Origin of the sequence: Chryseobacterium sp. 1B4 (genome assembly GCF_036631475.1) — a bacterium.
In the GTDB taxonomy this organism is placed as follows: Bacteria; Bacteroidota; Bacteroidia; order Flavobacteriales; family Weeksellaceae; genus Chryseobacterium.
In genome coordinates this window covers 304,500-325,431 of record NZ_JAPNUF010000008.1, presented here as the reverse complement: position 1 = coordinate 325,431, position 20,932 = coordinate 304,500, and the positions used below count along the sequence as shown (strand labels likewise).

The window sequence follows — 20,932 nt, the reverse complement described above, 5'->3', positions numbered from 1 at the left end:
AGTTAACAATATGTATTGTTTGGTGTTGATTATTTAATAATCTTCCGGTTCTGAATGAGTTGTAAGTTGTGTTGGTGGCGTCCGGCTTTTCAACGGGCATTAGCCTGATTTTGGTCAAGTTTTTCATAGCATCACGGTATAGAAATAGTTAATGATATCCCATAACAAAAAAACGGATACTGCTGGTATTGATGGTGTTTATCTGTTATGAGTGAATAAAAATAATAAAACTGTATATATTTTTTAAACATAAATGAAATTTGATAATTATTTCTTAACAGAAATGTATCAATTGTTCATGTGTTATTAAAATATAATTATTGTTTATTTATTCTTAGAAACATGCCGGTACAATCTTATTTGCTATAACTATAAATATTTATAGTTAAAGAAATGTTAAGCAAATATAGGAATAAAAAATAAAATATTTCAAAAACAAGAGATTTGTTTTTGCTTATATTACAAAAAGATAATATAGGATGAATCAGGTTCCAGAATGTAAAAATGCCCTTTATCAATCTGATAAAACGGTAAAGCGAATTTAAATAAAATTAATCAATATATTGTGATTTAATTTGAATTATTTATGAATTTTTCCTATCTTTTTGATAAATAAACAGATAGAGAATTTTAAGAATAATTAATATATCTTTCCGGAATTCATAAAAAAAACAGTAAGTGCTTGATTCACTTACTGTTTTTTAAGGTGTAACCGTTAAGGTTTTTTATAAATCAACTTGCTGAAAGTTATATGGGATCAATCCCTAATGCCGATCTGTAGCTGATTAGATTTGAGATTTAAAATATACTTAATCCGTATTGTTTTGCCAGATCCAGAATCATATGGTAACCCGCCAGTGAATTACCATGCTGGTCCAAAGCAGGACTGAATACTCCGATTCCTATTTTGCCGGGTACGCTTACCGTAATTCCGCCGCCTACACCGGATTTACTTGGCAGGCCTACTGTTCTGGAATATTCACCGCTGAACTCATACATGCCGGCCGTCAGCATCTGTGATTCTACCAATTTTGCCATATCGGCATTTTTATAGGTGGAGTCTCCATCAAATCTTACACATTGATTGGCAAAGAAGTATCCGATTTTCGCAAGGTCTTCTGCGGTAAGTTCAATAGAACACTGCTTGAAATAGTTATCCAGCTGATCTTCGTTCCCTGAAATAAGTCCGCTGTTTTTCATGATATAAAACATCCCGCGGTTGCGGTGTCCTGTTGATTTTTCGGATTCGTAAACAGATGTATTGTAATCTATTGAAGGGTTTTTGGTGATGTATCTTACCATATCAAGTATTTTCAGAAATGGTTTTTCTCCATCGCCTGAAATGAGGGAAGTGGTAAGAATTGCTCCCGCATTCATCATAGGATTAAACGGTTTACCTGTGGTTTCCAGGTTTGAAAAGTGGTTGAAGGGTTTATCAGAACCGAAATACCCCATTTTATCAAAGATATGGGGTTCTCCTTTTTCATTGACAGCCACCATTAATGATATGATTTTGGATATGCTCTGCATGGTAAATTTCTTATGGACATCACCGGTATTGAATACTTTTCCATTTTTGTCTACCACTGAAAAAGCGATTGCTTTAGCATCCATTTTTCCCAGTTCAGGAATATAATCTGCCACTTTTCCCTGGGTGTAATAAGCTCTGTTTTTCTCCAGGATGGTGTTTAGTGTTTTTTCTGAAATGGTTGAAATATCTGCTGTTTTCTGTGCATAAACAATTGTGCTTAAGGAAATAAGAGCTGCTGTACAGATTCCTTTTGCAGAAAATAAAAAGCGGTTGTTTTTCATATAGAAGATCTTCAAATAAATGGTTTATAATAAGCCTTAAAAAACAAAGATAAAGTATTTTAATCTTGTCAGCAATTCTCATTTGCCGTACCTGCCTGTAACTGGTTTGAATAAGGAATCATTACAGAAAAGACCGGTATTTCTGAAGTCAATGAGAAAATATTGCGGCCGTACAGAATGAATGAAAAGCAGTGTTTTTTGCAGTTTTAAATGTGATTAATTTTAATCTAAATGTAATTTATGTAGTATAAAATAAATAAATATGAATTTTTATTGTTGATTTTGTTGTTTTTAGTTATTGAAAATTAGAATTTTATTTGGTTTTAATGTGGGAAATTGATAAAAAATGCATTTTTTCTGAATAACTAATATGACGGTGAAATAGCATATAGACAGTAATTCTTCTATATGTTTGAAATTCAAATGTAAAATATTGTTATTTTTTCACGATTAAATGATTTTTGTATTAAATTTTTTATTAATTTGATAAAAAATTAATAACACTTTTTAATAACTATGAAAAACAACACCTATTTTGGTAGGCAGCACATCTTCAGATGGCTCCTGCTATGTTGGCTTTTGGTACCCTGGGTACTGCAAGCACAAGCTCGAATTACATGGACCGCTCAGGTCGGATGCCAGGAATTCCGTGGCGAAAAAGAAAATCCGGTCCCCGACAACGGTATCGCTTATTCCTACATCAATTCATCGCAATGTCTCCGTGTCTGTGAGGTATCCAATGTGGTATATGAAGTTCAGGGACCTAATGTTTCTGCCGTTCAATGGACGGTTGCAGGCGGAACCGTAACCACTTCAGGACCTGCTAACACCATAGGTACTGTGGCCTGGGGAACGGCAGGTAACGGATCTTTGCAGGCTGTCATTACGTACAGTGACGGAACTGTAGAAACCCAGACGATCTGTATTGAAAAGATCAACCGGCCGATTGCCAAGTTTGAAATGCTAAATCTGGATGAGGTGGTATGCAGAAATACGACGATCTATTTTGATAACCTTTCTGACCAGAACGGAGGATCGGATATTATCAATTATTTCTGGGACTTTGGTGACGGTACAACTTCTACAGCTTTTGAACCGTCTCACTTATATGCTAATCCAGGAAATTATACGATTCAGCTGACCGTAACCAACAAGTGCGGCTGCCAGAGTAAATTTAAAAGCAGATCAAGGTATTGAAAGCTGATCCTGTACAGATCAACTGTGCTTCCGTAGTGTGTGAAGGCAGTAAAGAAACATACAGTGCTCAGGATGGATGTGGCAAAGGACAATGGAAAGTTATCGGAGGCACAATTGTGGGCACTAACGGTAACGAGATTGAAGTGCTTTGGGATCAGGTAGACCCGCTTGAAGGCTTCGGATATGTAATGTATATGTCAGAATGTGCCTGCCCTGAATGGACTACAATCAAAATTCCTGTAGTTTTAAAGAACGCAAAAGTTAAAGGACAGGCAGTAATATGTTCCGGCAGACAGTATACCTATTCAATTCCTCAGTGGCCTACAACCAAAGTTGAATGGAATGTAACGGGGCCTGCGGGAGGCCAGCTGACCAATACCCAGCAAAGAAATGAAATTGTTTTCTCTGCCAATCAGCCGGGTACTTATCATCTTACAGCTAATTATTTCAATACATTACTGACCTGCGAAGGACAGGCTTCTATTGATATCGTTGTAGAAGCACCGGTACTGGTAAGCGGTGGGGTAGATGAAATCTGTGCAGGGACAAGCCAGGGATTCACGGCTTCGCCTAACGTGCCTGTTATCTGGAAAGTAACAACCGGGAATTCTACATATACTTCTCCGGTAATGACAGGAATATTCAACTACAACTTTGCAACAGCAGGAACCTATACTGTGACAGCTACCAAACAGAGTGGAGGTTGTGAAAGCAATGCAAGAATTATCAAGGTACTGCCTATTCCTCAGCCACCTTTAGGAACAATATCCGGAGAGACAAAAGTATGCCCGGGAAGACCTTATGTTTATACCATCAGCTCTGTTGACTCAGGAATGGTACCGGTTTGGAGTGTAACCAACGGAACCGTTCAGGGAAGTAATGCCGGATCTTCTGTAACGGTTATATTTAATGCAGGGGCCACATCATATACGGTGTCTGCTCAGAACAAATCTATCAGTAATGCAGGATGTCTTTCAGCTCCGAAATCCTTTAATGTGACGAAACTGGATCTCAGCACCATTGTAATTAATCCTAACTCAGGTCCTTTCTGCCCCAGCAGCACTCAGACCTTCAGTGCCAATCTGAACGGAATTGTTCCGGATTCTATGGAATGGTCATTTGCGAGTTCTAATTTCGGAAGTGTTGTTGGAGGGCAGGGTACAGCTAATATTACTGTAAACTTCAACGAAATTTCCTCAACGAGTACGACCAATCTGATTTTGAAAGTCGTAAAATGCGGCGTAACACAAACGATTACGATGCCGGTATCATTAATAACGCTTCCGGTAGTAAGCTTTACAAATGTTGGCGGAATCTGTTTAGGTTCAAATCTTACTTTCACAGTAAACCAGGGAACCATTACTTCTGCAACGAATGTGATTTTCACTTTTGCTAACGGAAATATGTTTAATACAGCCTTTAACCCGGCAGGAGTTTACAGCTTCCCGAATACCGGGTATATCCAGAACAATTCAGGAAACAATGTTTCCCAAACGGTTACTGTAACGTACGAAGGTACTAACGGATGTAATTATAAACCTACAGCAAGTGCTAACTTTATTATCTACCCTGAAACCATTATTACAATTTCTCCGGTATATAATATTGCAGTTTGTGATCCTACAACGATGGCACCGTATACGCTAACGGCTAACAGTTCTACAGGGCTTACCAATATTGTTTCCTGGCAATGGTATAAAGACAATACAGTTATATCAGGTGCTACGACTAATTCATATGTTATCTTTGGTGCCGGTGCTTTTGGGACGTATAAGGTACGGGCAGTAGATATCAATGGCTGTGTGGTTTATTCTCAAAATATTAATGTAACACAGTCTTGCCCGAGCAACGGAAGCTGTACAACAGATCCACAGATTAATTTCATTCCGGCATGGTCAGCCTGTAATAACATTACCGTTTCAGGTTTAACTTACAACGGAATCCCGGATGAAATTCAATGGTTATCCGATAGTGTACTCACTTTAGTTTCCGGCCAGGGAACAGCTTCTCCGGTATATCAGACTAATCTTGCAGGAGCGCATATTGTTTTTGTACGTTTAAGATACGGATCATGCTGGTACAGCAAGGGAGTGGAAGTAAAAAAGCACTATGAGCCTAAATTCAGTATCAGTACAGTTTGTAACGGAAGCGGATATACGGTAACACTTTTCAATACCTCTACTATTTTTGACATCAATCCGGCGTCTGTTACCTATACCTTCACTTCATCAGGACAGCCTACTCAGACAGGACAATCGGCTACTTATAATCTGACGCCAGGTACTTATACCTTTACAATGACAGTATCTGCGCCAGGAAAACCAACGTGTACAACTACACAGACAATTGTATTAGCTCCGGTTCCTGATACAACATTCCTGGTTCCTGCGTGGTTATGTGCACGCTCACCTATTACGTTCAGTCCGATAACATATGTTCCCGGAAATACCTACACATGGATTTTTGATGGTACATCATATATTACGACAGGTCCGGATGCCACGATAACTTACAATACGGCAGGAACAAAAACAATTCAGCTGAAAATAAGAACCCCGATGGGATGTGAATATACTTCTGCTGTAATCGGTGTTAATGTGAAAGAGGCATCTCTTGATGGTACTATAATGCCTCCTTCTCTTGTAGCCTGTATGGGAAGTGCTCCTAATATCGTATTTACCAGTACGGTTGGAACTCCCAGCCAGTATATCTGGATGAATGGCTCTCAGCCTGTATCAGGAGCACCGAATTCTCCTGTATTCACACCAACGCAGTCCGGCAGCTACTGGCCGGTGCTGGTATCATCAGACGGGTGCAGAACCAGTGTTATGAGTGAAGCAGCAGTGCCTGTAACCCTTAAAAATCCACCATATGTCAATATATCAGGAACCGCTAATATCTGTGACGGATCTTCAACAGTACTTACCGGTATTGTAACAGACAACACCCTGGAATATCAATGGAAAAAAGGAAATACGATAGTAACGCCATGGGCTTCAGCTCCTTATCCTATTGCTTTGAGTACGGGGCCGTTAACAGCAGGTACCTATGTTTATACACTGGAAGTAAGAACTCCTGGTACATCAGGATGTACAAGCAGTAAAAGCTTTACCGTTACTGTAAGCAGTCCGCCGGCACCGATTTCGGTAAGCTATAATCTGGTTAACTGCCAGCCTTATGAGATTATGCTGACTGCATCAGGGCCATCCGCCGGAGTCTATAACTGGAGCAACGGAATGACAGGCCAGTCCATCACCGTAAATGAAGGTGGGGCCTACCAGGTGATTTACACTGCGCCAAGCGGCTGTAAAGTTATAGGTAATACACAGGTGCCGTTAAGCCTTGAAAGCCTGATGTGGGTATTCCCTACAGGATGTTATGACGAATGTTTTAGAGAGGGTAAATATATCTTAGGACCAAAAGGCGTTTTCGATCATCATGAATGGCAGCTGTTCGGAAACAATATCCAGAGCGGAAACAATGATTATATCTACCCGCTGTATATCAATTCTGCAGGTACCTATCAGCTTCAGATTGACCATCTGGGATGTCAGTTTACTTCAGGAACCATGAATTATTATCCTGGTAAAGATTGCGGATTCGAAACAGATTGTAAACTGGAAGCGGATATCAAAGGTATGAAGTGGGTTGGAGATCACTATAAAGTTTATGGGGTCATCTACAATACCGGAAGCCAGCCGATAAGCCTTACGGTTTCAAGTCTTAGTGGATTTGGAGTTTATATTCCGTCCATTATTACGATTCCTGCAGGAGGAATATATGATATGAATGCAAATCCACTGGCATTCTATCCCAACTCAGGCTTCCAGGGGCTGATGAGATCTTATTCTCAAACGATACATGTAAGTTTACTACCAAAGCGGTAGATCCGGACTGGATGGGTATGAGAAGTGCAGGAAGAAATGTAGTTGCGGCTTCAGTTTCTTCTCTGAAAATGATCCCGAACCCTGCGAAGGAAAAAGTGAAAATCTCGTATAATACGGGCGATGAAAAATTACTTGCAAAACAGGTTACAGTTTTTGATGCCATGGGCAATGTCAAATTCCGTAAGGAACTGAAAGCGGCCTCCGGAGAGGTAGACGTGGAAGTTACCAGCTGGCTTCAAGGTGTTTATATCGTTATTGTACAAACGGGAGACACATCATTACAAGGAAAACTAATTAAAAATTAGTAGCTTATAAAGCAGTGTTCTCTTCGGAGAGCACTGTTTTTTTATAGTATTTGATAATTAAATGAATTTTTATGATACAATTAAAAAACAAATTGTGGGGATTACTTCTGATTTTGCCGGCGTTATCTTTCAGCCAGACTTACCAATGGCAATGGGGGAAGCAGGCAGGAGGGCTCACGGGTTCTGCTGATCCGGGATTTCATTATATCTTTGATGAATCCATAAGGGATATTGTAGTAGACAACAACAATAATACCTACTATCTTGCAACAATGCGTGAACAGGGACAAAACCTGAATGGAACACCGGTAACCAGCTACGGGCTCAGTGATCTTTTCCTGTTCTCTACAGACTGTACGGGAAATATAAGATGGTCCAGACCCATAGGAGGTACGGGAAACGGAGAAAATGCGTGGCATATTAAAGTGGATAACAACGGAGGTTTGTACATGGTAGCTACAATCTATAACAATTCCTACGCCGGAGATCCGAATGCTACTCCGGTACATTTTGATGATACCCATACACTGCCTCTTTACACGTATTATGATCAGACGATAGATCCTGCCCACAAAGCAGCTTTTCTTTTAAAATATAATACTTCAGACGGAACATTGGCATGGAGCAAGCCTTTACAGGGAGATGTCAGTTTTTTCTCCCGCATGTGCGATGTTCAGACAATGTATATGGATTCATCCAAAAATATCCATGCTGTCATGGGATTCAGAGCGGGAACGCATTTAAACGGGTTAATTACAGTACCTTCAACCTATACTTCAACCTACCAGTATTATGCGGTTAAGTTCAATTATGATGGTGGTAATATGACACCGGCTGCTCCTTTGCTTCTTCCCATTACAGGAGATGCCATAAATGCTGTGGGAAGAGAAGGAAAAGTTAATCTGGTGTATGATGAAAGTCTGAACCGCTATTATCTTGCGGGTAAAAGAATGGATCCGGGATTCAGTAATCTGATTGATCTTTCCTATAATAATGTTCCGTTTACGAAAGCCGCTTATGTGCTTGCTTTTGATGGTACCACCGGAGCCGAGGTATGGAGAAGGGAGATTAACAATGGTACAACAAGTACGGATGATGAAATTCATTCCATTATAAAAGATCCGGCTACATCAGATATTTATATTTCAGGACGTTATTTTAACGGAATAACAGTACCTGCCACTTTCGGGACTTATACTTTTCCACTGAGAAGCTATGTGGAAGCGGTGCCTTTTGTAATGAAGATCAATGCTTCGGGTACCGTGCAGTGGGCAAGGACTCCGGATGGAATGTCTGGTCTTCAGTTCGGTTATCGTTTTACTAAGGGGACCCTTGCCTTTAATGGAAATGAAATAGCATTTGCCAAAGGAAGCTGGTCTGATATCTGGGGCAGCTATGCTATGGTACGTCCCGATGGAGACCGGTCAGATCCATTACTGGTAAGGCTTAATAAAGATACCGGAGAGGTTTTGGGAACGGGAGAGATCCGCAGTAACTTTTATGTTATCGATGAATTTACAACAGTAGCTGCAGATCAGGATGGAAACTATGTAGCAGGCGGCTTTTTCATGATCAATTATTTACAGACCCCAATGATAATGTCAGTACAATGACAGTTAATGTAGCAGGTGGGAAATCTCAGTCTTTTTTTACAAAATTTGCAAAATCAGCATGCAGCCAGATGTCAGTAGAAGAAACGGCTGTTCAGGCAGGAATACAGTTATACCCTAACCCGGTTCAGGATGTACTTACCATCAGAAGCAAAGAACCATTGGTTTCTTATGAGATCTTTGGTGCTGCAGGACAGCTGGTGAAACAGGGAACTTTGACTATGGCGCAGGAACAGGTAGTATTATCTTCTCTTAAGACAGGAGTATATTATATTAAACTTAAAACCAAATCTTCAACAGTAACTGAAAAAATACTGAAGAAGTAAAAAACAAAACTGAAAATTAATAACCTTATATATTGAACAGTGCCTTCCAAAGGACACTGTTTTTTTATGGATATTTTTTTGATTAAAAAAGATTGGCTGTTCGCAATTTTACAATTTTCTGCCTTCGGGAATGCTTTGTTTTGTATAAAATTTTTAAAATGAAAAAATTACTTACCCTGAGCGGATTATTACTATTTACCTTCTGGTGTAATGCTCAAAACACCGATCTTATGAAAACAGTAAGAAAGACCATAGAAGCCAGTAATGAAATCTATGCTGATCTGGCGAATAGAAACGACGGATCTATCCTTACACGGTATACCAGTGATGCATGCCTGCTTCCACCCAATGCTGTCCCGCTATGCGGAAAAGATGCAATACTCGGTTTCTTTAAGAACGGGCCCAAGGTTCATGTTAAGTTTACGATTCAAAATCTGTATGGAGATGGTAAAACTTCGGTCACAGAAGAAAGTTATTATGAAATGACAGATTTGGAAGGTAAAAAGCTGGATGACGGCAAAGTGATTGTGATCTGGAAGAACACAAAAGACGGCTGGAAAATGCATCGTGATATGTTCAGCAGCAATCATCCTTCAAAATAATCAAAAGCCAATATTGACAGCCTGCTGAAGATCCGTATCATTTTTAATCAGGGAATGTCTGGATGCAGAGGGAGTGATACCTGTAAATTTTTTAAACTCTTTGGTAAAATGAGCCTGATCATAATATCCACATTCATAAGCGATACCTGTAAGTGATTCCTGGGTGTTGAGAACCATGCGCAGGCCTTTGTTAAATCTGATTACAGCCGCAAAAGAGGAAGGGCTTATCCCGATATGGGCAAGACAAAGCTTCTGAATATATCTTTCCGATAGCCCTGAAATTTTTGCTGCCGCTGGTAAATCCAACGCGTGCCGGCCCATGAAAAACTGCTGGCTGAGTGCCTGAACTACTGCGGTTTTCTTTATCCGGGATTCATTCTTTTTCAGCTGCTGAAGAAAATACATTTCCAGAACATGGATTTTTGAATAAATATCAGCGGCATGCATGATACGGTCATACAGGTCTCTGCTGTCATTTTTTGTTATATCGTACATATCAGTGGCATAGTTCGTAAACACTGACAAGGGATCAGAAAAAAATAAGTGTCCGGCATGCGGATAGATCCTTGCTATGAGAACTGAAGTTCCCTTTGCTGCACTGAGACGGGTGGGAAGGGTGAGGTGCCCCAGAAATTCTATATCCGGAGTATCTTTTTGCTTGCCATTGATCGTGGTAGCTGCAAAACCACCGGAAATATTGATGATCAGGTCTGCATATCCGCTTGGATAAAACACTTCATCCCTGAGGTCCTCGTCAATCGTAACAATGGTATAACTCTTTATGTAAGGTGCTAAGCGGTCAGATGGTAAAATTTGCATAGCTGTTATGGGTGTTAATTCATTGATGCATCGTTTATTCTAAGTTAGGAATAAATATCATATGAATTAAAAATGATAGCATTAAATTGAAAATTCCAATATCAAAAGATGCCGGAATTTTTATGCTGAAGGTTTTGAATTACCTATTCCGTATTTTTGCAGAGAATTAAACCGCAAAAGGTTTATCTAAAAATATGAGCGATACATTTTCTGGAAATCCTCAGATAGAGGTGGTTTCTTCCTTTTCCGAACTTATAAATACCCGTTTTCAGGGAGTCAGAAATGCAATTTGCTGGCAGAGAAACCTGGCTGGTGATTTTAAAGAAATTGTTTCTAAGCTTCAGTTAAAAGAGTATTACCGAAGTTTCTTCCGGTGATCTTCTGGAACTGGATCTGTCAGAAGAAGGAAATAAGGCAAGAGAAATTATTTTAAATGACTTACGCTTATTGACAGATTTTGGAGCTTCTCCGGTTCTTAATTTGCTTAAAAATTATGAACGGGATGAGGAACTCGGCTTTATTTCAACAGATGTCTACTCTTACCATGTGGATCGTTCACCTGTCGGAACCGATACTTTTCTGTGTACTTATTACGGAGCTGCAAGTGATATTATTTCTAATGACCAGGTGGAACAGAAAGTTTTAATTCCTGAAATCCGGGAACAGCTCAAAAAATTACATGATGGTCCGGAAGAAGAATTTGAAGACTTTCTGAAAGACTATTTTTTGACCTTCATTATCAGCCTGAACCCCATGCAGAACCTGTCAATCTCGGAACAGGGCATCTTTGGAGGATTGCTGTAGATCATCCGGACCAGCAGGCATTGCCATGTGTTCACAGGGCACCTGTAGAAAATGATGGTGAATACCGGTTGCTGCTGATCTGCTAATGCCGGCCTTTCAATGAGAAATTACCAGTTTAAAAAATCCGGCATCAGAAAAATGCCGGACTTTTTGTGATTGATAAATTATTTCCGCCGGATGGTCTTTACCATTTAATTTTTATTTTAGGAACAACTTTTCTGATCTCCTTCGCTACGTTATTCCCTGCTTTTCCCAGTTCATTGCTTATATTTCTGACCAGTTTTACCGCTTCATGATTTTTCCCGGGGCCATATTGTAAATCGTGAACTGTAGTATTCCATGTTTTAACGATATCGTTTGTGGGGCCAAACTGATCTTTTAGCGCCTCTCCGATTTGGTTCAGTCCTTTAACAATTGTATTGTTTTTTCCAAAACATCCTTTATCACCGCCGACTCCGTTGGTCAAGCATTTACTTAATTCCCGGTAGGTCAATTGTCCACCGGCACAACCCGCAAATGCATAAGGCTGGCCTCCTGTACTTATAGCACACTCTACGGCTATCTGTGCTTCTGTGTTCAGATTAAGCCTGCCTGCGCCGTAGCAGACAGCAGTTCCCATAAAAGATATTTCCCCGCTATTGGCCTGGTCTTTAAAACAGGATACCAGTTGCTTTAATTCAGGGTCATTTACCTTATCAGCAAAACATAACGGATACATTTCGTAATGATCGCCATATTCTTTGTAGCATTTCATCATATCCTGAGTAATCTGCTTCTCTTTAGAACCACCTAGTATACTTAGCATACAAAGGCTTTGTTCCTCCGGGGTGGACGAATTTCTGGCACATTTGTAAATTTCAAGTTCTTTCCTGCCAGCCATATTCGTCACCATACAGTCACCGAATTCCAGCTGGTTTAATGTGCCGTCAAAGTTCAGAGAATTCTTATAACAGTCTACGGCAGCTTGTTCGCTCGTCACCATAACATCTCCGAAAGGTTTTTGCTCATCAACAATCTGTTTGGGTATAGGCCTTACACCGTCAGCAGTTTCAATCCCTGTCTGATTATCATAAATTGGTTTTGGCAGGTGCATAACCGGTGGAGGAGGGACAGGAATATTGGAATACCCAACAACCCGATATCCATATCTGTAATCCAGTTCGATAATATTTTTATTAAAATCCAGGAAAAATGCCTTTTGATAAGGAACAGCTGACGGCAGACATAAATAGTTAATTCCCGTCTGGTCATATACTGCCTGACCTGCATTTCCCGGATTGCCATCCTGAACAATCATCCCCGTGTTGTACATGGTAAAGGACTGACCGTACGTTGTCAAAAAAACTGGCCGATAGGATAAACCTGTGCAGACAGGAAGGAACAGAAACTAATAAGTGAAACCAGTCCGCTTATAATGAATAATTTTTTGATGATAGTATTCATGGTACTTCTTTTTTGATAAAGTTACCGCAGCAGACAAATACTAAGAAATTACCCGTTTTCGCTATTTTTTAATGAGGAGGAGCTGCAAAATTTCTACTATAATTTATATTCTTGACATTGCCTTAAATTCGGTAGGCCTCATATTGGTCAGCTGGTAAAAATTATTACTGAAAGCTGCAATATTGGAATACCCGATTTCATACGTTATTTCAGTCATATTCAGGTCAGTATCTTTGATAAGTTCCATAGCCCGGATGATCCTCAGCATTTTTATATACTGAATAAAAGTGATATGAAGTTTGGTCTGAAATAATCTTGTCAGGCTTCTCACACTCATCCCTGACTCCTTTGCCGTATTCTCTAAAGTAAGCTTTTCATGTAACTGGTTTCTAAGACGGTCTGTAACAGCATTTAGCCGCTGATCATCCGTTGTAGGAAGCTGAATCGAAAACTTTTTAAGATTTTCCCTCGGTAACAGATCTTTTAACGTGGTCAGAAATTGAAATTCCCAGGAACCTTTATAATAATTTCCCTGCCATTTCTCGCTGAAGGCAAGCATTTCAGATAACAGCTTGCTCACCGGATAAATTCCAAGTTCATTATAAAAACCGTCAGAATTTTTTTCAGGAAAATAGATGTTGATAATATACAGATCCTGAGTATTAAACATCAGGTTATGGGGATATTTTCCCGGTATCCAGATATAATGGCTGGACGGAATATAAAAATCCTTTTCGGCTGTCTGCAGATAGGCAATCCCTCCGAAAACCAGTAGAAGCTGGGCTTTGTCATGTTGATGTGAAGGCAGCTGCTGTTCGGTCTGCTGTCTTACCACAAGGATAGAGTCAGGATTTTCATCTACACTGTCTATGAGCTGCTTAAGAATTTTCATTTGGCCAAATATAACAAATATCAGGCTAATTATATAAAAAGATAATTTATCCTCATGAATAATTTTGGTACATAAAAAATAAGCATAATGAAACATAGCATAGCAAGTTCCGGTCAATCTCCTGAAATGAGAGCAGAGGACAAAATTTTTAACAGTAAAACATCTTATCCGGAAGACCATAGTGAAGTATTTGATTTCTGCCCTTTTACCTGCTCATATCCTTTTATACCGCTGATGGATCTGACCTGGGCTTTTGATGAATTAAGAAGAATAATAAAATACAGGCTTTTTAAAAAAGAGAAAATACAAACAGACACAAAAAATAAAATTCATGAAAATATATAAATCCGTTGCGGTATCAGGGGCTGTATTGCTGCTGTCGGCATCTTTTCTCCGTGCCCAGGATACAGCAGCTTCTCAGGCAACAAGTCTGGAAGAAATGTGGAAAGCTGCCGAAATGAATAACCGCCGGCTGAACCTTTCAGGTTTATATCTTCAGCAAAGTAAATTAGAAGTACTGGAAGCCAGAGACCGGCAGCTGCCGGAGCTTTCGTTGGGTGGAGATATAAAACTTAATTCCAGATTTCTTGTGTATAATGACGGCTTATTCTCCTCTCCACAGGCTGTTCCTGTAAAAAGCTATGGTTACGGAGCGGGGTACAGTCTGAATTTTAACCTCTTCAATGGCGGAAAGGAAAGAATACATATTAAAATGAAGCAGGAAGAAGAAACACGCCGCCAATATGAAGATCAACAACAAAGAAATAATCTGAAATACAATATTGCAGTTGAGTATTTTGATCTGTATAAGTTTCTGTACTTCCGTGATTTTCTCAATGCAGAAATTGCTGCAGAAAACAAACAGCTATCGCTTATTCAAAGCTTACACCAAAACGGAGTGGTGCTAAAAAGCGATGTGTTGCGAACCTCGGTCAAATTATCCCAGCTGAAATTAAACCTGTCTGACATAGAAAAGAAAATTGAGATTAAAAAACAACGCTTGAATGTATTGATGGGACGTAGCCAGGAACAACCCTTGCTGATAGATTATAAAAACAGTCACGAAACTGAATATATTCAGGACAGTGATTATGAAGGCTATCTGCACACTGCCCTCAATCAGTCCCCTGAATTTAAGATGGCAGACAGTGATATTGAGTGGAGTGAGCTAAACATCAGGCAAACCAAAGCAGCTAGGTTACCCAAAATATCGTTGTATTCAACATATAATTATACCTATCCGCAGATCTCATTTTATCCTTACTCAAATGATTTATGGGGATTCGGACAAACAGGAATCAAAGTACAGTTTTCTATCGATAATTTATACAAAAGTAAACATTCCGTTGCCCGTGCCCGGATTATAAACAGCGAAACTAAAGAAAAAGCCGGGATTAAAGAAGATGAAGTTTCCCTTCAGATAAAAGAAGCCTATCTCCAGCAGGAACAGGCTTTGGAAAGTGTGAAAACTGCAGAAGAGAATATCTTAAAAACAACAGAAACACTTCGGGTGATCAGAAACAGTTACCTCCATCAGGAATCACTGCTGACTGATCTCCTGGAGGCAGAAAATGCTTTGCTGGAAGCAAGATTTAATTTAACCACTGCACAAACAAATGTAAAGCTTGGCCGCATCCGGTTACTGGCTATCGCAGGAATTCTTTAATATAAATATTATGAACAAAAATAAAACAGATAAACTTATTGTCAGCTTAACCCAATGGCTGGGAGCCGCATTATTAGCGGGTATCATTATTTGGGGAGTCCTGTATTTCTTAAAGGAATACCGTTATGAACAAACCAATGATGCACAGGTAGATGCCTATCTGTCTCCTGTTAATGCAAAAGTAGGCGGATATATCAGCCGGATTTACTATAAAGATAATCAGCAGGTTCGTAAAGGAGATACACTCGTGGTGATTGAAGTAGATGAATATGGGCTAAAAAGAGATGCCGCATCAGCAGAACTGGCCGGTTCATATGCCAAATTACCTATTTTGGCAGCTAATGAAGAAACACAGATCAAAAGTATTGAGGTTATAAAAGCACAGCTTTCGGGGGCACAGGCGAGATTAAACCAGCAGAGGAAAGAGTTTGAACGGTATAAAAATCTCCTGGCAGATGAGTCAGCCACACAACAGAAATTCGACAACGTCAGTACCACATTGTCTATCACACAATCAGATTATGAACAGGCCAGAGCTTCTCTTCAGGTTGCTGAATCCAAACTCAAGGACCTTCATGCACAGCGGAATGCGGCAGAAGCAGAAATACAGATTAAAAAAGCCCTGCTCAAACGTCAGGAACTCGATATTAAATATACTGTAATCACTGCACCTTTTGACGGCCAGATCGGTAAAAAAACCATTCAGGAAGGACAATTGGTACAGCCGGGACAGACGCTGGCATTTCTGGTGAATAAAACGGAAGAAAAATGGGTAATTGCCAACTTTAAAGAAACACAGATCGGAAGCTTCAGGCCGGGCCAGGCTGTAAAAGTAGAAGTAGATGCTTTTCCGGATGAGCAGTTCAACGGGGTTATCGAATCACTTTCTCCAACCACAGGTTCCCGTTATTCTTTATTGCCTCCGGATAACGCCACCGGTAATTTTGTTAAGATTACCCAGCGTATTCCTGTCCGCATCAGGCTGGTGGATACTCCTGAAAAACGGGCAAAACTCTCTGCGGGAATGAATGCGAATGTCTATGTTTTAAAAGAGTAAATGATGCAGGCATATACAATTCCGGTTTTTAAACCCTGGGTTTCCGAATGGATGGCAAGATCCGTCATATTCGCCATTCTTATGACCTGCCTGTTTGGTTTTGCTTATTACGGAAGTCCTGTTTCAGTAATGGGTTTTTACGGCATACAGGCTGCTGATGTTCAATATGGTATGGTCATTCTTTATGGCTCTACCGTAGCTTTTCTGGCACTGGATTTCCGCATTGTAAAATATTTTGCCCCGAGAAAATATCTGTTGGCCGCATTGGCTGCCAATGCCTTATGTTCTGTCATCTGTTTTTATTTCAAAGACTGGACGTTGTTTCTGATCTGTCAGTTTATACAGGGGATTACCTGTGCGTTGATGTCCGGGATCGTCTTACAGCTTATTTTTCCAAGATTACACTCTGCACGTGCAAGAGTAATTGCCTACAGTCTTTTATATGGAAGCATACAAATTGCCGCCCCGCTCTATTCCGTCTATTCTGGTATACTGCTGTATTTTTATGATTTCAACCGATTGTTTTTGGGATTCATTATTATACTCATTTTACTTGCAGCGGCGGTGCTGATAACAATGAACGGCAAAGCAAGATTTACCAGAAAGATTCCTCTTTATCAGGTGGATTGGGCCGGCTATCTGTTGTATGTATCTTTTATTTTGATTCTGGGTTATATCCTTGTATATGGACGGCTGCTGGGTTGGTATGACAATCCGTTAATTGTTTTGCTCAGTGTCGGTAATCTGGCTGTACTCACGTTTTTGTGATCAGGGAGTTGAAGCTTAAAAGACCATTGATCAATCTGCAGATTTTCAGGGCGAAGAATTTTATTGCAGGTCTGATGCTGCTCTTTATGTTTTATATTTTCAAAGGAAGTACCGGGCTTGCTTATGGTTATCTTGAGGTTATTTTAGGAAATGATCCTTTGAACACCATTCCTGTTTGGGTGGCGGTAATTTCAGGAACTGTGCTGAGCATGTTTGTTACCTCCCGTTTTGTACTGATGGGGTTTAATCTGATAAGGATTATTATTGCAGGTTTTGGTATGATGGCCTTATATTATGCCTATATGCTGGCATTTGTTTCTGTACAGGGTGAAACCGCTGACTTTCTTCTGCCCATGTTTATATATGGTGTGGCAACAGGCGTTTTGTTTGTTCCTATTGTTTCATTTACGGCATCCGCTGCACCGCCAGGGATTGCGGTCAATGCTTCGCTGGTCGGCATACTGGCCAGATTTATTGGTTTCACAGCCAGTCTGGCCTTCAATAATGAGCTTCAATTGTTTACAAAATCAGCTGTCAGGAGAAAATAAGGGAAGCAGTGGCCGAAACGAACCTGCAATTGCCGGTTACTTTGCTGGATATTCAAAATCAGTATATGATTGCCGGTAATGATATGTATACAGCAAAAGGTGCTTCCACAAGCCAGTTTAACACTATGGTCCGGGAACAGATTTTAGCCCGGGCAACCCGGGATTATTATGACTGGATGCTTTTGGGATTGGCTTGCGTTATTATAATACTCTTATTATTTCCCGGCATTCAGCGGGTAATGCTTAGAATAAGGAAAGGAAATATACCTTATTAAAGCATTTTAAAATGCAAGAATTGGTAATGATAAGATTAAAACCCGTCAGCCAATCTGGAAATTTTGACAGCGATCCGGAAAAAATATCATACTGTTTTAACTGGTATTTTTTTTGTTATCCCCTGAAAGCCAGCCAGCTTTATCAGTGAGTATACATTACTGGACACTGCCGTTTAAAAGACGGTTTTTCAGCTTGAATTGTAAGATTGGTAATACGTAAATATAAACAGTTACAGAGATATGCTTTGGACAGTATGTGTTTTGTGTATGACAATTTTAGGACTGATGTTTTTACTGAAAAGACTTCATCAGCCTTATCTTATTGCTTATATCATAGCAGGGGTACTATTGGGACCTTACGGAGTAAAGCTCTTTGACCAGCCTGAAGAAATAGAGGCGGTTGGTGAGGCAGGGATTTTATTACTGATGTTTTTTATCGGGATGGAAATCAATGTTCCCAATAAAAAGAGCCTTATTATTAAACCTGTATTGGCTCAGGGCATCAAAATATTGCTGAGCTTTATGTTCGCTTTTTTGCTTGGAGGGATTCTTAAACTTGATTTTAAAAGTATTTTGCTCATCGCAATCCTCTTTACCTTTAACAGTACAGCTGTGGTTGTGGAGTTTTTGAAGAAGCACGGAACTCTGCATACAGCTTTTGGTATTGTTATCCTTAATATTCTGTTGCTGCAGGATCTTCTCCTGGCCCCGGTTCTGACCCTGCTGAAGTTTTGGAATGGTGAAAAGTTCAATATGCTGAACTTTGTCATTCCCCTGGCTATCTGTATCGGGATTTTTTAATATTTCGAAAAATAAGGCATCTGAGGGAAATCAGATTTTCAAGTACGTTTCTTGAAAATGACCATGATCTGCAGGTATTTTCCGGTCTTTTTATCTGCCTTGGGTTTGGTCTTGTTGCAGAAGTTGTTGGTTTAAGTGCTGCATTGGGAAGTTTTATTGCCGGAGTCGTAGTAGGAAAGATCAGGGCATTTCACTGGCTTGAACATTCCCTGATGCCCTTCAAGGTTTTCTTTGTGGCACTTTTCTTTGTATCCATTGGTTTGAGGCTGGACCTCCATTATCTGGTTTCCAATTATACGCTTATTACCATAGGTACTTTAGTCGTACTGATCAGCAACAGTGTCATGTCATCTATATTCTTCAGGATATTGAACTTCAGATGGAAAGACAGTTTTTATGGAGGTGCATTGCTGTCCCAGACGGGAGAATTTGGAATCCTTGCCCTTTCCATTGCTTATAAAACAGGAATGGTGGGATATGATCTTTATAAAGCCGGCCTGGGAATTACCTGTTTATCACTTCTGCTGTCTACTATCTGGATCAGTTGTTCTGTTAAGTTCCGTAGAAATAAGGCTGCCTGAAAGTAAAGGAATGAAATGCATGAAAGATTCTATATACAGTTATATGTCAGAAAACTGAAATTTTGACAGGAATGCGGAAAAAATATCACACTTTGTCAACTGGTATTTTTTTGATCAATTTTTCATATACAGCTGGCCGGCTGACGTGTAATTAAATGATTGTTAAACTTATTTAAAAAGAAATTGCTATGAATAATCTAGTGAGAAGAAACGGAAACAGCAACCTGGCTTTTTCAAACATCTTTGATGATTTTTTGGTCGTGAACTTTTTAACTGGGGAAATAACAATTACTCTTCTACCAGTACAACGGTACCATCAGTAAATATAAAGGAAAACGGTGAAGCATATGAAGTTCAGGTTGCTGCTCCGGGAATGGATAAAAATGATTTTCAGATCAAACTGGATGGTAACCTGCTGACTATTTCATCCATGAAACAGGACAGCAATGAAACAAAAGAAGAGAATTTTACAAGAAGAGAATTCAGTTATCAGTCCTTCCAGAGAAGTTTTGAGCTTCCGAGAGATGTTGTGGACCAGGATAACATTAATGCAAAATATGAAAACGGGTTGCTTATGCTGACCATTCCTAAAAAAGAGGATGCCAAGCAGAAACCACCTCGAATGATTGAAATATCATAAAACAGAAAATGGCTGCTACAGGCAGTCATTTTTTATTTTTATACTCTTTTAGTATCGCAGTATTATTTGATAGATCTGGTGATGTTTTTTTGTGTAACTTATTGATTTATAGGTTTTAAATAATCAGAGTGGTCCAAAATTTGCATCTAAAAGTAATGCCTGTTTTACTAAGATATTGTTTTTGAAACCATAACAAATAACTGAGTAATATGATCATCGATGAAAATCTTTTACTTGAAAATGGAGCAGTGTATGAGGATTATCAGGCAAAGGAGATTATTTATGAGCTGGGAGGTACTCCCCATTATTATTTCCAGATTGTTGAGGGAACAGTTGAGCTGAATAATTACCATGAAGATGGAAAAGAGTTCACCCTGAATATCATTTCGGAAGGGCAAAGCTTTGGAGAGTCTTTACTTTTCGGAGATAAGAATTATCCGATGAATGCCATTGCAAAAACCGATTGCAGAATCCTTAAACTGCCAAAATCCAATTTTTGAGTATGCTGGGTGAAAATATGGACTTGGTTTTTACCATGTTCCGCTATCTTTCGGACCGGCTGTTCTATAAATATGTAATGCTGTTTAATAATTCAGCCATAGACCCGGTGCTGAAGATAAAATCTTTAATGGATTATTACAAGGAAAGCTCACTAAACCAAAGACCTTATTCTTACCAGGTCCCGCTCACCAGACAGCAGATTGCCAATTTAACGGGATTACGTGTCGAAACAGTCATACGTACCATTAAAAAGATGGCAGACGATGGAATTCTTAAACTGGATGGACGACGCATTTTTTCTGAAATCAGATGTCAGGGGTACGTGAAATAATCACAGGCAATCAATTTAAAATCAGAATGTAACAGTTCTTCCATAACAACTGTCTTAATGATAAGGT

General features: G+C 39.6%; 19 protein-coding genes and 2 pseudogenes. 17 read left to right on the top strand and 4 right to left on the bottom strand.

Going from position 1 to position 20,932, the window contains the following annotated elements:
- Window positions 1–798: 798 nt before the first annotated feature.
- On the bottom strand, window positions 799–1,812 hold the full coding sequence (gene glsA / locus OWR28_RS17770; RefSeq protein WP_332387819.1) for a glutaminase A: 1,014 nt from the start codon (window positions 1,810–1,812) through the stop codon (window positions 799–801).
- A 516-nt stretch (window positions 1,813–2,328) separates the two neighbouring features.
- On the opposite strand from glsA, the gene OWR28_RS17765 reads away from it, so the two are divergent.
- The 6 genes from OWR28_RS17765 to OWR28_RS17740 all read left to right on the top strand — a co-directional run bounded on the left by OWR28_RS17765 (window position 2,329) and on the right by OWR28_RS17740 (window position 9,739).
- Window positions 2,329–3,009 carry a PKD domain-containing protein gene (locus OWR28_RS17765; protein WP_332387818.1) on the top strand — a complete coding sequence of 227 codons (681 nt, stop codon included), beginning with the start codon at window positions 2,329–2,331 and terminating at the stop codon, window positions 3,007–3,009.
- The gene (locus tag OWR28_RS17760) at window positions 3,006–6,896 is read left to right on the top strand and encodes a hypothetical protein (RefSeq protein WP_332387817.1); all 3,891 of its coding nucleotides are present in this window, start codon (window positions 3,006–3,008) and stop codon (window positions 6,894–6,896) included. The genes OWR28_RS17765 and OWR28_RS17760 overlap by 4 nt, the downstream gene beginning before the upstream one ends.
- Before the next feature lie 11 nt (window positions 6,897–6,907).
- Window positions 6,908–7,201 carry a T9SS type A sorting domain-containing protein gene (locus tag OWR28_RS17755; protein WP_332387816.1) on the top strand — a complete coding sequence of 98 codons (294 nt, stop codon included), beginning with the start codon at window positions 6,908–6,910 and terminating at the stop codon, window positions 7,199–7,201.
- A gap of 71 nt (window positions 7,202–7,272) precedes the next feature.
- Window positions 7,273–8,814 carry a hypothetical protein gene (locus OWR28_RS17750; RefSeq protein ID WP_332387815.1) on the top strand — a complete coding sequence of 514 codons (1,542 nt, stop codon included), beginning with the start codon at window positions 7,273–7,275 and terminating at the stop codon, window positions 8,812–8,814.
- Complete coding sequence (locus OWR28_RS17745) at window positions 8,811–9,137, top strand: T9SS type A sorting domain-containing protein (RefSeq protein WP_332387813.1); 327 nt, start codon at window positions 8,811–8,813, stop codon at window positions 9,135–9,137. The genes OWR28_RS17750 and OWR28_RS17745 overlap by 4 nt, the downstream gene beginning before the upstream one ends.
- Before the next feature lie 158 nt (window positions 9,138–9,295).
- Complete coding sequence (locus OWR28_RS17740; RefSeq protein WP_332387812.1) at window positions 9,296–9,739, top strand: YybH family protein; 444 nt, start codon at window positions 9,296–9,298, stop codon at window positions 9,737–9,739.
- On the opposite strand, the gene OWR28_RS17735 is transcribed toward OWR28_RS17740, so the two are convergent.
- The gene (locus OWR28_RS17735; RefSeq protein ID WP_332387810.1) at window positions 9,740–10,558 is read right to left on the bottom strand and encodes a helix-turn-helix transcriptional regulator; all 819 of its coding nucleotides are present in this window, start codon (window positions 10,556–10,558) and stop codon (window positions 9,740–9,742) included.
- A 194-nt stretch (window positions 10,559–10,752) separates the two neighbouring features.
- Between OWR28_RS17735 and OWR28_RS17730 the strand changes: the two are divergent.
- Window positions 10,753–11,448, top strand: a pseudogene (locus OWR28_RS17730) (DUF1826 domain-containing protein).
- A gap of 98 nt (window positions 11,449–11,546) precedes the next feature.
- Here OWR28_RS17730 and OWR28_RS17725 read toward each other — a convergent pair.
- Both OWR28_RS17725 and OWR28_RS17720 read right to left on the bottom strand, forming a co-directional pair.
- Window positions 11,547–12,701 carry a hypothetical protein gene (locus tag OWR28_RS17725; RefSeq protein WP_332387809.1) on the bottom strand — a complete coding sequence of 385 codons (1,155 nt, stop codon included), beginning with the start codon at window positions 12,699–12,701 and terminating at the stop codon, window positions 11,547–11,549.
- A gap of 207 nt (window positions 12,702–12,908) precedes the next feature.
- Window positions 12,909–13,697 (bottom strand): AraC family transcriptional regulator, encoded by a 789-nt coding sequence (locus tag OWR28_RS17720; RefSeq protein WP_332387808.1) that lies wholly within the window; start codon window positions 13,695–13,697, stop codon window positions 12,909–12,911.
- Window positions 13,698–13,784: 87 nt separating this feature from the next.
- Here OWR28_RS17720 and OWR28_RS17715 point away from each other — a divergent pair, with 87 nt between their 5' ends.
- The 10 genes and pseudogenes from OWR28_RS17715 (at window position 13,785) to OWR28_RS17665 (ending at window position 20,865) form a co-directional block, all read left to right on the top strand.
- Window positions 13,785–14,042, top strand: a complete 258-nt coding sequence (locus OWR28_RS17715) for a hypothetical protein (protein ID WP_332387807.1) — start codon at window positions 13,785–13,787, stop codon at window positions 14,040–14,042.
- Window positions 14,029–15,363: a TolC family protein gene (locus tag OWR28_RS17710; RefSeq protein WP_332387806.1), complete on the top strand. Its 1,335-nt coding sequence runs from the start codon at window positions 14,029–14,031 to the stop codon at window positions 15,361–15,363. The genes OWR28_RS17715 and OWR28_RS17710 overlap by 14 nt, the downstream gene beginning before the upstream one ends.
- Window positions 15,364–15,373: 10 nt before the next feature.
- Window positions 15,374–16,420 (top strand): HlyD family secretion protein, encoded by a 1,047-nt coding sequence (locus OWR28_RS17705; protein ID WP_332387805.1) that lies wholly within the window; start codon window positions 15,374–15,376, stop codon window positions 16,418–16,420.
- Window positions 16,421–17,188: a hypothetical protein gene (locus tag OWR28_RS17700; RefSeq protein ID WP_332387804.1), complete on the top strand. Its 768-nt coding sequence runs from the start codon at window positions 16,421–16,423 to the stop codon at window positions 17,186–17,188. It abuts the gene before it with no gap.
- Window positions 17,185–17,736: a hypothetical protein gene (locus OWR28_RS17695; RefSeq protein WP_332387803.1), complete on the top strand. Its 552-nt coding sequence runs from the start codon at window positions 17,185–17,187 to the stop codon at window positions 17,734–17,736. Before OWR28_RS17700 ends, OWR28_RS17695 begins: the two co-directional genes overlap by 4 nt.
- An 8-nt stretch (window positions 17,737–17,744) precedes the next feature.
- The gene (locus tag OWR28_RS17690; RefSeq protein ID WP_332387802.1) at window positions 17,745–18,011 is read left to right on the top strand and encodes a hypothetical protein; all 267 of its coding nucleotides are present in this window, start codon (window positions 17,745–17,747) and stop codon (window positions 18,009–18,011) included.
- 240 nt (window positions 18,012–18,251) lie between these two features.
- Window positions 18,252–19,393: pseudogene (locus OWR28_RS27105) on the top strand (cation:proton antiporter domain-containing protein).
- Window positions 19,394–19,766: 373 nt separating this feature from the next.
- Window positions 19,767–20,033, top strand: coding sequence for an Hsp20/alpha crystallin family protein (locus OWR28_RS17675; protein ID WP_332387800.1), 267 nt, complete (start codon window positions 19,767–19,769; stop codon window positions 20,031–20,033).
- 209 nt (window positions 20,034–20,242) lie between these two features.
- On the top strand, window positions 20,243–20,533 hold the full coding sequence (locus OWR28_RS17670; protein WP_332387799.1) for a cyclic nucleotide-binding domain-containing protein: 291 nt from the start codon (window positions 20,243–20,245) through the stop codon (window positions 20,531–20,533).
- A 17-nt stretch (window positions 20,534–20,550) separates the two neighbouring features.
- Window positions 20,551–20,865 carry a helix-turn-helix domain-containing protein gene (locus tag OWR28_RS17665; protein ID WP_332387798.1) on the top strand — a complete coding sequence of 105 codons (315 nt, stop codon included), beginning with the start codon at window positions 20,551–20,553 and terminating at the stop codon, window positions 20,863–20,865.
- Window positions 20,866–20,932 lie beyond the last annotated feature (67 nt).